The organism is Piscirickettsia salmonis LF-89 = ATCC VR-1361 (assembly GCF_000297215.2).
Classification (GTDB): Bacteria; Pseudomonadota; Gammaproteobacteria; order Piscirickettsiales; family Piscirickettsiaceae; genus Piscirickettsia; species Piscirickettsia salmonis.
In genome coordinates this window covers 15,374-29,101 of sequence record NZ_AMFF02000069.1, presented here as the reverse complement: position 1 = coordinate 29,101, position 13,728 = coordinate 15,374, and the positions used below count along the sequence as shown (strand labels likewise).

Sequence of the window (13,728 nt, the reverse complement as noted above, 5' to 3'; positions counted from 1 at the left end):
TAAATTGTGTTGTTTGTAGGAGTAAATATGAGCTTGAGGCTTGTTTTAAGTGTGTATGGTGGTTTGTTAATAATAAGCTCATCTTTTGCTGCCGCCCCTGTGGAAAATGTAATTGCAGGGGTGACGCCTGTTACCAGTCAAGAGTATTCCTACTCCTCTGGGGCGTCTCAAGCGTCAATGCAGACTGGAGCTGATGTTCCACCATCTCAATCTAATAATGATATACATATTAGCACTAAGCAGGAGTTAGTACCTGCGTTAACGGTTGAGCAACAATTAACCAAGATTAATAATCAAATGAGTTTGCTATTACCCGTGCGTAGTCAATTGCAGTATTTACAGCAGCGTGTGGATCGTTTGCAAGGAGAGCTGGATGAGAAAAATTATAAAATCAGTGAACTAAAGAAAGAGCTGCAAGCGATGTTCAATAATATGGACAGCCGTATGTTGGTTTTAGAAGGCAGTGCAGTCAAGCCTCAGTCTCAAGAAGCGTCTTCTGCCATGGCACATGGGCAGACGGTATCAGCAGCTGAAATAGATGGTCACCATGGTCAAAATCAAGGTGCGGCTGCTATTAATGCGAAGGAGCGTTATGCTTATCAGGCGGCCTATCAGCTGTTGAGTGAGCGTAAATATTCAGATGCAGTTGAAGCATTTGAGCGTTTTTTAAAACTGTATCCTAAGGGGCCTTATACAGTAAGTGCATATTTTTGGCTGGGTGAAATTTATATTATTGAAGGCATGCCAGATAAAGCGATGGTGGCGCTGCGTAAAATTATCAAATCTTATCCTCACTCGGATAAAGCACCGAGTGCAGCTTATCACCTGGGAACAATTTATGTTGCTAATGGTGATGCCGAACATGCTAAGGAAATGTTTATGAAGGTAGTTAAAGAGTTTCCTGATACGAAGTCAGCGCGTTTAGCCAAAGAACAGTTAAAACAATTAAGTAGTTAAACATGAATAAAGATTCTTTACGTATTAATGAGTTATTTTATTCATTGCAAGGGGAAACACGCACTGTTGGCTTGCCGACGGTGTTTATTCGTTTAACCGGTTGCCCATTGCGTTGTACCTACTGTGACTCTGCTTATGCTTTTACTGGGGGTGAGCGCTTATCGTTAGATCAAATTATCATTCAGGTCCAAGCGTATCAGGTGCGTCATGTGACTGTTTCGGGTGGGGAGCCACTGGCCCAGCCGAATGTATTTGAGTTGATGCGCAGGTTGTGTGATTTAGGCTATGAGATTTCTGTAGAGACCAGTGGTGCTTTGCCTATTGAAGAGATTGATGTGCGTGTTATGAAAGTCGTTGATATTAAAACACCCGGTTCAGGTGAGCATCAGCGTAATCGTTATGAAAATTTTGATTATATAACGCGACATGATCAGATTAAATTTGTGATCTGTGATCGTCAAGATTATGATTGGGCGGTGGCTTGTGTTAATCAGTATGATCTAACCTCGTTGTGTGAGGTGTTGTTTTCGCCTTCTTATGAGCAGCTTAAAGGCGCTGAGTTGGCTGATTGGATATTAACTGATCAGCTTGATGTGCGTTTTCAATTGCAGTTGCATAAGATTCTTTGGGGTGATGTACCAGGAAAGTGAGAGCTTGATTTGCTCTCACGACCCTGATAACAAAGGTTAAACTTTCAAGTTTAAGTTGTTGGCGTAAACGGATAATGAATGAGATTATCTTCTTTCGCGGTTTTTTTCGGTGGTGGTGTTTGTCCTTTGTAGGCACCACTTTTGGCGTACAGATAGTCTTTAACAATGTAACTTCTAACGATATCTTCAATAGTAAACTCAATGATTTGGCTACGTTGCATCTGGTTGATGATATGAATAAAGTCACAAAAGCCAGAGCTGTCTGAGTGTCGGTAGCGCAAATCATCTTGCTCAGTATCACCACAGAAGATAATGCGACTATGATTACCAACACGGGTCATAATCATATCCAGCTCTTCTAAGCCCATGTTCTGGCATTCATCGACAATGAGTAAGGTATCATGGTAGTTTGTCCCACGCTGAAACGATGTTGAGTAAAACTCAAGCAAGCCGTATTTGCTATAGGTAGACCATGGGTTTTTCATATCCAGTAGCTCGTTAACCGCATCAATAAAGACCTGTTTATAAGGTGCTTCTTTATCTTCGAGGTCCCCTTTGAGATAGCCTTGCTCGCGTGCTGGTACGGTGGAGCGGAAAAAGGCAATGCGTGAGTAAGGGCTGTCATATTCAAGCAAGGCTTTAAGTGCAAGATAAGTTGCTAAATATGTTTTCCCGGTTCCGGCAGAGCCGTGAGCAATCATGACTTCATTGCCACTATTCCAGGCTTTGAATAATGATTCTTGCGAGTGAGTTAAGGCTTTAATCTGCTTAAGATAGTGAGGTGAACGAAGATTCGGCTTTGAGTTTAGTGCACAGATTTCATCGTCGAGTTGACGATTTTTCCGTTTCGCCATTGCAATCCCCTATGCTATTTCTCGATAATAGCTGCTAGATGTCTGATAGTCGTAACTGTCGATAATGAAAACCTCCTTTAAATTTAACCTTACTCTAAAAATATATTATGATGAGCACAAAATCCAATCAAGAATTTACTGGATAAGTTTAAAATCGTCAGAACAACAGAGAGTGCTGTAAATGAGTTTAGATGAGCGTTTAGTTGAGTTAGAAACGAAATTTGTTTTTCAAGAAGATATGATAAACCAATTAAATCAGGTGATTATTCAACAGCAGGCGCAGCTAGAGCAACTAACACAGGCTCTAATGCAGCTAAAAACTAAGTTGGCAGCGCAGGATGTAGACCATGCTAGCATGATTGACCCTGCATACGAGCGCCCACCGCATTATTAATGTTTATAAATCACTTTTATTGTTATCATTGTCTTCTTGAAAAATATCTTGATACTTTTCAAGCTCGTTACGCACAGCTTCTAAGCGCTGCTTGCAGGTTTGATAGGCCTGTGAGGCGCGTTTAATCATTGGGATTAACTCGTCAATATCAGGCTCTGTTTGTGTGCGTAAGTGTTCGGCGACCTCTTTTAAGACCATGTAGTTATCTTGGAACTTTTTGCTGTTGGTTTTGCTCATGGTGACTTACTCCTGGCTTTGATTACTTTTAAATTACTTTAAAACGGATGATGATTTCGGTTTAGGTTTCAGGTTTTACATGTGATGGCTGTGTCTGCTGCACGCTCAGTGTGCCATCTTGGAAGTGGATATTTAACTGGGTTTGATTTTCTGCTTGTGACATATTGGTAATATATTGATCAGCGCTGGTGATATAGCTAAAGCCTCGTTGCAAGGTTTTTTCTGGCCCTAAGCCTAAAATAAATTGAATCAGCGATTTTGATAGGCTCTCAGTTTGGCTGATAGACTCTTGGCCGCGATGAATGATGAACTGATAGCGTTGGTTAAGCTGAGCTTGATACTGTGTTAGAGTATAGCGGCTGTTATACACCTGCTGTTGGTAATGGTTGATTGAATAGTGGTATTGGTCAATGACTTGCTTACTATGGTAGTGAACATTTGCTTGGTACTCTTGTAGCTGATAAGCCTGTATCTGTATAGCCTTTAGTGAGTATTGCCACAGTTGATTGCTTAGATTATGTATATTGTTGTAGGTGTATTGATAATACTGTTGGGTAATATGATGAATATCTTGCGCATGTTGGTAAGCATTTAAGGCGTTATGGACAATGGTTTGCAAAATATAGTGAGAGACTTTAGAGGGTGTGTCAAAGCTGCGTTGGGCGATTTCATCTAAGATCGTATGATCGCGTTCATGACCAATGCCGATAAAAATAGGAAGTTGACTATGACAAAGACTGCGAGCGAGTGCTATATCATTAAAGTCAGCTAAGTCGGTTTTTGCGCCACCGCCGCGAATAATAATAATGGCATCATACTGCTCAGAATGTTGGTTAATTTTATTTAATTGCTCACAAATACTCGAGCCAGTCTGTTGGCCTTGCATGGTGGCGTAAAAGTAATCAAACTGACAGAGCCCCGTTTGAGAGAGGCGATCGGCCTCTTGACGAAAATCACCTAAACCTGCTGCTGTTGGTGAGGAAATCACAGCAAGGTGAGTAAACTCTGTCGGAGCAGTTAAAGTATGATTACTATCAAATATTCCCTCATCTTGTAAGGTTAGGCGAATCTCATGCAATTTTGCTTCAAGCGCACCGAGGGTGAAGTTTGGATCAATTGCATGAATATTTAAGCTAAAACCATAGCGAGGATGAAAATGTGCAGAAACTTGCACAAGTAGCTTCATATCAGCGCTTGGGGATGCACCGGTGGCTTGAATAAAAGGCGTTAATACTTGCTGGACTTGATTGGACCATAAGGTTGCAGTTGATTTTGCAATCACCTGGTATTGCTCATTTTGTTCGATAAACTCAGCATAAATATGGCCATTGGGATTTTGGCGCCATTCACTCACTTCGCAGATGACCCATTCGGGACGATCAAAGTGCTGTTCTATGGCTTGTTCAATGGCTCTTAAGTAATGGTTAAGATGCATATGCTCATGTTGAATATGATTTTGGTTCTGATTTTGTGTTTGTTTGTTTGTTGAGTCGGCTTTTAGCCAGCGCTTAAAAGGCGCTGTATCAATGTGAGGTAGAATATACCAAGCACGCGCCTTTGGATCCCAACGAGCACCTAAGTGTTTTGCTTCGTCCTTCTTGGTAAAGGGAACATTTAAATAAATGCGCTGCATATCAATCATTGATTGGCCTGTTTGCTTAATTTAGTTTGGGAGTATTATTTTTACAGGCTTTATTGTAAAGAGGTCGTGCAAGAATGCCAATATTAAATCACTTACTTTTGCTGTTGGCTTTATTTTTAGCTTTAAGTTTGAGTTGTTGCTGTATACTTTCTAATTTCTAAGTTTATTATGGAATGAATATAGAATAAACAAGGGAAAACTATGCAAGATCATGCATTATCTGTCAGTGGGCTAACGAAAACCTATCCGGGTGGTTTTCAAGCATTACAAGGGGTTGATTTTCATGTGCGTGCAGGTGAGTTCTGCGCGTTGTTAGGACCAAATGGTGCGGGAAAATCAACAACGATCAATATTATTACGACGTTACTACCAGCGAGTGCTGGTCAGGTTAAAATTTTTGGCCATGATATTCGCGCTCAGGCAAGTGAGGCCAAACGCTTAGTTGGTTTGGTGCCGCAAGAATTCAATTTTAATATGTTTGAAAAAATAATTGATATTTTGCTTGTGCAGGCCGCCTATTATGGAATAAAGCGCAGCCAAGCAAAAAAAAATGCAGAGATGTATTTGAAAAAGTTAGGGCTTTGGCAAAAGCGTCACCAACGTGCACGGACATTATCTGGAGGCATGAAACGGCGTTTAATGATTGTACGTGCACTCATTCATCACCCTAAATTACTTATTTTAGATGAGCCAACGGCGGGTGTAGATATTGAACTTAGACGATCAATGTGGCAATTTCTAAAGGACATTAATGAAAAAGAAAAAATTACGATTATACTGACAACGCATTACCTTGAAGAAGTAGAAAAATTATGCAAGCAAATTATTATTATTAATCAAGGTAAAATTATTAGAAATACCGACAAAAAAAACCTTTTACAAAGTTTAGACGTTGAGTATTTTATTGTGGTTTTATCTAAACCTTTAAATGTCGCACCAGAATTACAAGGGTATATTACCGATGTAGATCATGATGGCAATTTAGAAATCGGTGTAAAGGTTGGCCAAAACTTAAATCGTGCCTTTGAGCAACTCTCTGATTTAGGTGTTGAGGTGATGAGCCTTAGCAATAAACACAATCGGTTAGAAGAGTTATTTTTGCAATATACAGCAACAGCGGAGGAGGAATAATATGGGATTGCAGTGGATTGCATTAAAAGGCTTGGTTTATCGCGAGCTTGAACGTTGCTTTAGAATTTGGCCGCAGACCTTGCTACCACCGATCATTAATATGGCGCTTTACTTTATAATTTTTGGCACTATTTTGGGCGATAAAATTGGTCAAGTGCAAGGCTATAGTTATATACAATATATTATTCCAGGGCTTGTGATGATGTCGATGTTGTTAAATTCTTATAATAATGTTGTATCGTCTTTATTTAGTGCGCGCTTTCAGGGCTTTATTGAAGAAATGTTGGTGTCACCGATGAAGCCCAGCATAATGTTATTAGGTTATCTGATCGGAGGAATTGCGCGAGGGACTGTTGTTGGTTTTTTAGTGCTTATTGTTGCATTATTTTTTACGTCGATCAAAGTTCATCATATTGGTTTAACTGTATTGGTGGCTATATTGGCAACGACGTTATTTGCAACAGCAGGCTTTATTAATGCGGTATTTGCACGTAAATTCGATGATGTGACGATTATTCCAACTTTTGTTATTATGCCTTTAACTTATCTTGGTGGGGTTTTTTACTCTATTTCTCATTTGCCTGAATCATTGCGTTGGCTGTGTTATATGGATCCAATTTATTACGTGGTGAATGTCTTTCGCTATGCAATTTTAGATGTGCATGAGGTAAATTTCTGGTTGAATATGTCTATACTCAGCTTATTTTCAATTTTATTTATAATTATTTCATATTATTTATTAATCAAAGGTAGAGTGCATGCATTGTGATTTTAATAGTATTTCCAGCAGTTTTACTGCTAAGGCTTGCCAGCATAAAATAGATCAGGTATAGTGAAATTAGTTTGATATTTTACCATATATTTATACGAGAGGAGAGAGAAATGCTGATAAAAAACAGTTGTTTTGCTAACTCTTCTTGTGTTTGCTTTTTTGATTCCTGTTGTTGCTAATCTTAAATTTAATTTTTAAAGTTTTATTTATTATTTAATCTAGAGATTAGCTATGTATTTAAAATATTTTATTTACTCTACAGCCTGTTATTAGAAACTAATTTAATTGGTTTGCTAATAATAAGGTTAAATTGCCTATTATTGTTATGGGTGGCTGTGGAGTACAGTATAATGATTACAAAAAAAAATAACTTTTCTTATGTTTTTTCTTATCTGTGGTCTATGTTTTATGGGGTTTATCCTTGTATTGCCTATGTTTTTTCTAAGCGTGTTTTTTTTCAAGGAGCTAACAATAAAGGAGATGAATTTGCATCGACATCTAGATCTAGCTTCACTAGAAAGTACTTTATTTATGGTAGCCTGATGGCGAATGAAAAAATAATTAAACAAGGATATTCTGCGTATATTAATGATTATAAAATCGCTTTTTTATTAAAAGGCCCTTCACGTCTAGAGCCATCATTTGCGGTATTGCACCGTGAGCCTGGTGAGCAGGCGTGGGGGGTGATGGTGGAGTTAACGGATGATGAGTGGCATCATATTGCTCGGCATGAGGTGATGTATCAGCTAATAACTGCATCGATTACAACTGCTATGGACCATCAGCAGCACTTGGTGAGTGTATTAATGGCAAAAGAGGGTGTGTCATCGAGTGAAGCGATATTACCAAGTGCGCGTTATGCGAAGTTATTACGTGTTGGTGCCGAGCGCTTTGCCTTGCCGGTCGAGGTGCAGCGTTATTATAAAAAATGTGAAACTAAAGCGTCTTCTTTATCTTTATTATTTTATTGGCTGATGCCGATGGTAAAACGTTTGACGCCATTTTTAGGCTTTAATCGGGCATGGTGGGTGGCGAGTATGAGTGTTGCAGTACTTGCCTTGGCTTCAAGCTGGCTGATGATGTTTTATACATTGCAAGTTCTTGGGGTTGGGAAATAACCGGTGTTTATTTCCCTTAACTTTTTACTGCGTGTTACTATTTTTTAGTCTCAGCTGGCTTATTATTTTGATTAGACTCAGTCACCTTATGATAAGGACAATTAAAGTTAAATAACGTTTCGCTTTCTTTGGTTTTTGTTGTAGCTAATATCATCGATTCACTTAAGTATTTTGCTGAGGTGGCTGATAATTGCGAGAGTAGTGTACTACCTGAGTTAAAAAAATCGTTGCTATCTTTTTGTTGATGGGCCTGTTTGCAAAATTCACCATAACAGTGTGTCAGTGCATTATAGTAGGCCAGGTTGTATTTTGACTGTTGTAGCGCATATTCTGCACTTAAGGTTGATAACTCGCTGAGGTGTTGCGTGGTGGCTTTTATTAAGTGATCAAATGAATTCATAGCTATGCTCCAATGTATTTTTATAGACTTAATATTAATACATAATATTGCCATGCACAATAATTAATTAAACTAGATATTTATTAAGTGATTAATAATAGAAAATAGTAGCTGGTTAAGCAGTGCAGCGAGTTTTATTGAGCTTTGCTGCACTGTTTTTTTATTTAGACTTTAGTTTAGTTTGTCTTGAATAAAGGGCATAGCCTGGTCGAGCTGAATCTCTTCACTGTTGCCGGTTGCGCGTGATTTATATTCAATTTGGTTATTTTTAAGGCCACGATCACCGATAACAAGGCGATGAGGAATGCCAGTTAAGTCAGCATCGGCAAATAAAACACCAGGGCGCTCTTTGCGATCATCCAGAATGACCTCGATGCCTTGTTCTTGCATAGTTTGATATAAAGCATCTGCTGCGTCTTTTACCTCGGCAGACTTATTATAGTTAACTCCGATAATAATGACTTGAAAAGGCGCCATGGCTTCGGGCCAAATAATGCCTTGTTCATCGTGGTTTTGCTCAATTGCTGCTGCGACAATTCGTGAAACGCCGATGCCATAGCAACCCATTTCCAGTACTTTTTGTTTGCCGTTTTCATCAAGAACAGTCGCTTGCATGGCTTGAGAATAACTATTGCCAAGCTGAAAGATGTGACCAACCTCGATGCCACGTGCCATTTGTAAGGTGCCTTGACCATCTGGACTTGCATCACCGACCATTACGGTACGTAGATCAGCAATAGTGTGGTATTTTGCATCACGTTGCCAGTTAACACCTTGGTAATGCTTGCCGTTTTGATTAGCACCACAAATAAAATCAGCCAGTTGTGCAGCATCGGCATCAACAATCACAGGAACGTTGCTATTGACTGGGCCAATAAAACCCACTTCAGCACCCATTGCGCTGATTACTTGTTGTTCTGTTGCCAGCGTTAATGGGCTGGCAACCTCGGGTAGGTGTTCGGCTTTAATTTCATTGAGTTCATGATCCCCACGAATGACTAAGGCAATGAATGTGTTTTCTTCACTACCTTGAACAAGTAAGGTTTTTACTGTTTGAGCGGGCTTACACTCGAGCAACTCGCAGACTTCTTTAATAGAGCGTTGCGTAGGCGTGTCAATTAAGATGAGCTCTGTACCGGCGTGTGGACGTTCTGTAGTTGGAGCGAGGGCAACGGCTTTTTCGACATTGGCAGCATAATCGCTTTGGTCGCTATAAGCAATTAAATCTTCTCCAGCATCGGCCAACACATGAAACTCATGCGAGGCAGAGCCACCAATTGAGCCATTATCTGCGATCACTGCACGGTACTTTAGGCCGAGTTGAGTAAAAATATTGCTATAGGCTGTATACATGCTTTGATAAGTTGCTTCTAGGCTTTGATGGTCGAGGTGAAAGGAGTAGGCATCTTTCATTATAAATTCACGTGAGCGCATGATGCCAAAGCGTGGACGAATCTCATCGCGAAATTTGGTCTGTATTTGATAAAGGGTCAGCGGCAGTTCTTTATAGCTAGACAATTCTCGACGTATTAAATCAGTAATGACTTCTTCATGGGTTGGGCCAAAGCAAAAATCACGTTCATGGCGATCTTTCATACGGAGTAATTCAGCGCCATACTTTTCCCAGCGACCAGACTCTTGCCAAAGCTCAGCAGGTTGTGAACAGGTCATTAGCATTTCAATGGCACCGGCTTTGTTCATTTCCTCACGAACTATGTGCTCAACTTTACGCAATACACGTAGCCCAAGCGGCATCCAGGTGTATAGGCCAGAGGCAAGACGACGGATTAAACCGGCACGAAGCATCAGTTGGTGGCTGATCAGTTCGGCTTCAGCAGGTGTTTCTTTTAAGGTGGTAATTAAATACTGACTGGCTTTCATTTTTTATCACTAAATTTGCATATAAACGTTAAGGCATGTTAAACCAATTCAGTGTGAATTGATAGCGTAGGGCTGACAGGAGGGGGTGAGTTTTAAGTGGATTGGTTTTACAAGGACGAGGTATGAGTGAACTTAAATAAAAGAGGTGTTGTGAGCGTTTTAAGCTGATTGATGAAGGAGATTAAAAGATTATAAAGCTATTTTAGGCTGACACTTAGATATAAGTCGAATACTAAGGTAAGTGCCAGCTTTCCGTTTTATTTGGTTAAGTTAAGGTAGGGGTTTAACATAGTGTGCTTTATTGCCTCACGTTCACTTTCGTTTGCTTCAAGGAAAAGGGTTGGCGAAGCGGCTTGGGGAAATATTCCAGATTGGTAGACGAAGCTAAATCGTGAGTTTTGCTGGGAGCTTGAGGGGCGAGCACAGCGACCATAGCCTTGCATCCAATGTTGCATTTCAGCTTGGATACTATCTAGATTTTTCTTTTCGCCAGCCATTAGTTTGCATATAAACTGCTGTGTTTGGCCAATGCCGTGGCTATGTTGAATTTTGCTCCAGGTAGAGCGCTCGGTATTGAGATAATCATAAGCGGCTGTGAGTGCTTTTTGTAGTGGTTCGTTGCCTTTAACTTCCTCCCAATGCTCAGCTAAGCTAATGTTTGCGCCATCAAGTGCGAGTACTGCTTTTTGGAGGTGGGTGCTATCTTTAACCTGGTTCCAGCACTCAGTTAAATTGATGTTTGAATTATAAAGAAGGAGGAATATTTTTTGGTGATTAGCAGAGCTTTCAAATTGATCCCAGTTTTCAGCTAAACTAATTGTTGGGTGGCATAAGTTGGAAGTAGCTAAAATTACTTGAGAGAGGGAATCTTTTTTTAAGGATTTAATACATTTTTCTTCTGCTTTTTTTAATGTTTTTTCTAAAGTGTCCAGATCTATTTTATCTGCTTCACCTACTTCACCTACTTCAGTTAGTTGGTGTTTAATAAAGTTGCTTATCGCTTTTGTTTCATACTGGTCGATGGCAGACTGCTTATTTTCAGGTTGATTGTTAGGTAGTGACTTTAGTTGAGCCATGTTAGCTCTAAATTGCCTAACCTTTGCTGCAATTTGTTTTTCTTTTGATAAATCACACTCTGGCTTTAGCTGCATTTCTTTTTTAAATAAAGCCTCTACTGCTTTGCTGGCTTCTCCTTCCCTGCTTTCAACGTAATCAATAAACCACCCTGCGTATAACTTCCTCATTTCATCATTTTCGTTTAAATTCTGCAGGAATTTTTTTTCAGCATAAAGAGGTGAGTCGGGTCCTGTACCAGGGTCTTTCAAAAGTAGGGAGAGTGTATAATTCCATCGTGTTGTATGTAGTTTATAGAGCTGTAATCGTTGCTCGCGCGTTAATGCTTGATATTCTTCACGAGTGAATGAAGTTCTTTTGTCCCATTTATCAAGATAACTCCCTTGCTTCTTAATAAAATCAAGGTTGAGTGCTTTACCTGACTCTTTGTGGCTGAAATAACCTTGGGTGGTTTCGGCATATAATGATTTTGTTGTATCTAGAGGGGCATTTATTCCTGGGTATATAAATTTCATAAGATTATATTCCTATGTTTTTAGTGGGTGGTAAATGCAGTGTTTTCTCTGAGGTTAATGACTAATCGTTGATGTTTTATATTTTTAATAAATATTTTTTTAAAGTGGCGCTAGATTAAGTGACTTTTCTTTATATGTTTTAGTGAATTGTTAACTTTAATTTATATTAAAAATATTTTTTTTCAATTATAAATAAAGTTAAAATTTTATATTTTTCTATTTAGTATAAAAATTGATTATTTTAACTTTAAATAAAATTATTTAAATTTTTATAGTTTTCATGGTAAAGCTGTTAGTTTTTTATTAATAGTTAAAGGGGAAATAATAGTGTTTGAGTGATTAATCTATATATTTTGTGGTGTTTTTATAAATATATTAAACAGTTCCTTTATCTTTATTAAAAGAACTGCTTTTTTAGAACGTTAAACTTAACTTTATTACTTAATTATATTGCAGGGGGTTGGAATTATCAGCTTCTTGACTTTGACTCTGCTGCCTTTGGAATAAAGTGCTTGAGTTGCTGTCCATCTCATCCTCACCCTCATTTGATTTCGAGTCTGAATCTGAATCCTCTGAATCTGAACCTTCAACGGCGGCTCGTCTTGCTGTAATAGCTGGAAACGCTGCATTGATAGCCCTTACTTCTGTCTTGGGCTTTACTGCTTCTGTGACTTTTTCTTCAGTTTTTTCTTCAGATTTGGCTTCCACTTTCGCTTCGACTTCCGTCTCTGCTTTTGCTTCAGGTTCTACTACTGCTACAGGGTTTTGAGTTTCTTGAGCTATATCAGAACTCATTGAGGGAGGTGGCGGTGGGAGTTCGATGTTATCAAAGTTAGTTAAAAGCATTTGCTCTTCATCAGACAGTGGAGGCGGCGGTGGAGGAAGAAAGTCGCTGTTGTTGTCTGATAAAGGTTGTTGCAGGCCAGGGCTGCTGGGAGGAGGTGGAGGCAAGTCTTCGGTGTTATCATCAGCAAGTTCCATTGCATTAGCTAAAGCAGCAGCTTCACGTCTTGCTTTTGCATCTGCTTTAAGTTCAGCAGGAGGCGGAGGAGGAGCTGACTTAGTAGGGGTGTCTAAACCTTTATTATCAGTATCTGCAGAGGGTTCTGAAGCATGCCAAGTTACTGTTTTAGCTGGAGTCTGAGTGAATTTAGTTGTTAAGACTGTATATTGTGTAAAGTGAAAGTCCAGTGTTTTGAGCAACCCCCCAACGGTCGTTGTCTGCTGACGTCCATTCTTTGCTTCAGACCCGGAGTAGTCTTTGATTGCCTCCTTTAAACTTTTTGGGAATTTTAAATCTGACTCTGAATTTACAGGCCCTATATAACTTTCACCTAACTGTTCTAAGTTCTGTTTAAGTTCTTTTAACAATACTATGCTATCTGTTCTTCCTTTAGTATTAATAGTAAACCATGAATCTTTAATTTTTTTTTCTAATTCACTAATGGCTTGTTCTATTTCTTTAGTTAATGTTAAAGAAAAAGAAAATCCACCTGTTTTTACATCTAAATCTGCTTTTTCGATGACCCCATTAGCATTAACGCCAGTAGCTAAGGAATATAATAAAGGCTGTTTTTCTGGGATAGGGAACTGTGCTTCAATCTCTGCTTGTTGGCAGAGAATTTGTAGCTCTGCTAAATCTTCTTTTGATTGTTTACCTGTTAAATGAAATGTTATTTCATTTCCAAGAGCCTCTTTTAGTTCTTGCAGCCAGCTGAGGCAGGAATTTTCTGATTGAAGTGTTGCTTTTGCGCAGAATAGACCTGACCCGAGCTCTGAAAGGCCAATAATAGCTATATTCTTACCTAAATTACCTCCGCCATAGGTACTACCTGCAAGTAGAATGGTCTCTTGACCTTTAGCAACGATAGACCCTTCGCCTTCTTTAATAACTTTAATCATCGTGTTAGGCACAATTTTCTCCTAAAATAATATAAATATTAATTTTTATTTTAAATATAGATTTATAAATTTTTTTAATTTTTATAGGTTGAAATTAGAAAAATATATTTTATCTACCCTCATATTTTAAATTTATAAGTACGGCAATCCGCCCTCCGTCATCTGAAGTGCAACACTACTCTATACTAAGCCGCCATCAAA

At 39.0% G+C, this 13,728-nt stretch carries 13 protein-coding genes; 6 read left to right on the top strand and 7 right to left on the bottom strand.

Features of this window, described 5'->3' with window-relative positions:
- Window positions 1-27 precede the first annotated feature (27 nt).
- Together ybgF and queE are read left to right on the top strand one after the other, a co-directional pair.
- Window positions 28-957, top strand: a complete 930-nt coding sequence (gene ybgF, locus C200_RS07175) for a tol-pal system protein YbgF (RefSeq protein ID WP_032126507.1) — start codon at window positions 28-30, stop codon at window positions 955-957.
- 2 nt (window positions 958-959) lie between these two features.
- Window positions 960-1,607, top strand: a complete 648-nt coding sequence (gene queE / locus C200_RS07170; protein WP_016209451.1) for a 7-carboxy-7-deazaguanine synthase QueE — start codon at window positions 960-962, stop codon at window positions 1,605-1,607.
- 50 nt (window positions 1,608-1,657) lie between these two features.
- Here the strand turns inward: queE and C200_RS07165 are convergent, their stop codons facing one another.
- Window positions 1,658-2,461, bottom strand: a complete 804-nt coding sequence (locus C200_RS07165) for a PhoH family protein (RefSeq protein ID WP_032126506.1) — start codon at window positions 2,459-2,461, stop codon at window positions 1,658-1,660.
- 181 nt (window positions 2,462-2,642) lie between these two features.
- On the opposite strand from C200_RS07165, the gene C200_RS07160 reads away from it, so the two are divergent.
- A complete protein-coding gene (locus C200_RS07160; RefSeq protein ID WP_016209417.1) occupies window positions 2,643-2,855 on the top strand; it encodes a SlyX family protein in 213 nt (70 codons plus the stop codon).
- A 3-nt stretch (window positions 2,856-2,858) separates the two neighbouring features.
- Here the strand turns inward: C200_RS07160 and xseB are convergent, their stop codons facing one another.
- Window positions 2,859-3,092, bottom strand: a complete 234-nt coding sequence (gene xseB, locus C200_RS07155) for an exodeoxyribonuclease VII small subunit (RefSeq protein ID WP_016209423.1) — start codon at window positions 3,090-3,092, stop codon at window positions 2,859-2,861.
- 61 nt (window positions 3,093-3,153) lie between these two features.
- Complete coding sequence (xseA, locus tag C200_RS07150; protein WP_016209422.1) at window positions 3,154-4,734, bottom strand: exodeoxyribonuclease VII large subunit; 1,581 nt, start codon at window positions 4,732-4,734, stop codon at window positions 3,154-3,156.
- A gap of 201 nt (window positions 4,735-4,935) precedes the next feature.
- On the opposite strand from xseA, the gene C200_RS07145 reads away from it, so the two are divergent.
- From C200_RS07145 to C200_RS07135, 3 genes are all read left to right on the top strand, one after another.
- Entirely contained in the window at window positions 4,936-5,865 is a 930-nt protein-coding gene (locus C200_RS07145; protein ID WP_016209426.1) for an ABC transporter ATP-binding protein, read from the top strand.
- Window position 5,866: 1 nt separating this feature from the next.
- Window positions 5,867-6,634, top strand: coding sequence for an ABC transporter permease (locus tag C200_RS07140; protein WP_016209420.1), 768 nt, complete (start codon window positions 5,867-5,869; stop codon window positions 6,632-6,634).
- Window positions 6,635-6,987: 353 nt separating this feature from the next.
- Complete coding sequence (locus C200_RS07135; protein ID WP_016209418.1) at window positions 6,988-7,755, top strand: gamma-glutamylcyclotransferase family protein; 768 nt, start codon at window positions 6,988-6,990, stop codon at window positions 7,753-7,755.
- Window positions 7,756-7,792: 37 nt separating this feature from the next.
- Here the strand turns inward: C200_RS07135 and C200_RS07130 are convergent, their stop codons facing one another.
- From C200_RS07130 to C200_RS07115, 4 genes are all read right to left on the bottom strand, one after another.
- Window positions 7,793-8,155 carry a hypothetical protein gene (locus C200_RS07130; RefSeq protein ID WP_016209442.1) on the bottom strand — a complete coding sequence of 121 codons (363 nt, stop codon included), beginning with the start codon at window positions 8,153-8,155 and terminating at the stop codon, window positions 7,793-7,795.
- A 171-nt stretch (window positions 8,156-8,326) separates the two neighbouring features.
- On the bottom strand, window positions 8,327-10,036 hold the full coding sequence (locus C200_RS07125) for a proline--tRNA ligase (protein ID WP_016209432.1): 1,710 nt from the start codon (window positions 10,034-10,036) through the stop codon (window positions 8,327-8,329).
- A gap of 257 nt (window positions 10,037-10,293) precedes the next feature.
- On the bottom strand, window positions 10,294-11,625 hold the full coding sequence (locus tag C200_RS07120; protein WP_016209448.1) for a hypothetical protein: 1,332 nt from the start codon (window positions 11,623-11,625) through the stop codon (window positions 10,294-10,296).
- 441 nt (window positions 11,626-12,066) lie between these two features.
- Window positions 12,067-13,539, bottom strand: coding sequence for a hypothetical protein (locus tag C200_RS07115; RefSeq protein WP_016209449.1), 1,473 nt, complete (start codon window positions 13,537-13,539; stop codon window positions 12,067-12,069).
- Window positions 13,540-13,728: the final 189 nt, after the last annotated feature.

Excerpts from the sequence above, each read along its gene's own strand:
- xseA (WP_016209422.1), bottom strand. The coding sequence starts at position 4,734 with ATGATTGATATGCAGCGCATTTATTTAAATGTTCCCTTTACCAAGAAG.
- C200_RS07160 (WP_016209417.1), top strand. The coding sequence starts at position 2,643 with ATGAGTTTAGATGAGCGTTTAGTTGAGTTAGAAACGAAATTTGTTTTT.
- C200_RS07120 (WP_016209448.1), bottom strand. The coding sequence starts at position 11,625 with ATGAAATTTATATACCCAGGAATAAATGCCCCTCTAGATACAACAAAA.
- queE (WP_016209451.1), top strand. The coding sequence starts at position 960 with ATGAATAAAGATTCTTTACGTATTAATGAGTTATTTTATTCATTGCAA.
- xseB (WP_016209423.1), bottom strand. The coding sequence starts at position 3,092 with ATGAGCAAAACCAACAGCAAAAAGTTCCAAGATAACTACATGGTCTTA.
- C200_RS07130 (WP_016209442.1), bottom strand. The coding sequence starts at position 8,155 with ATGAATTCATTTGATCACTTAATAAAAGCCACCACGCAACACCTCAGC.
- C200_RS07135 (WP_016209418.1), top strand. The coding sequence starts at position 6,988 with ATGATTACAAAAAAAAATAACTTTTCTTATGTTTTTTCTTATCTGTGG.
- C200_RS07165 (WP_032126506.1), bottom strand. The coding sequence starts at position 2,461 with ATGGCGAAACGGAAAAATCGTCAACTCGACGATGAAATCTGTGCACTA.
- C200_RS07145 (WP_016209426.1), top strand. The coding sequence starts at position 4,936 with ATGCAAGATCATGCATTATCTGTCAGTGGGCTAACGAAAACCTATCCG.
- C200_RS07125 (WP_016209432.1), bottom strand. The coding sequence starts at position 10,036 with ATGAAAGCCAGTCAGTATTTAATTACCACCTTAAAAGAAACACCTGCT.
- C200_RS07140 (WP_016209420.1), top strand. The coding sequence starts at position 5,867 with ATGGGATTGCAGTGGATTGCATTAAAAGGCTTGGTTTATCGCGAGCTT.
- ybgF (WP_032126507.1), top strand. The coding sequence starts at position 28 with ATGAGCTTGAGGCTTGTTTTAAGTGTGTATGGTGGTTTGTTAATAATA.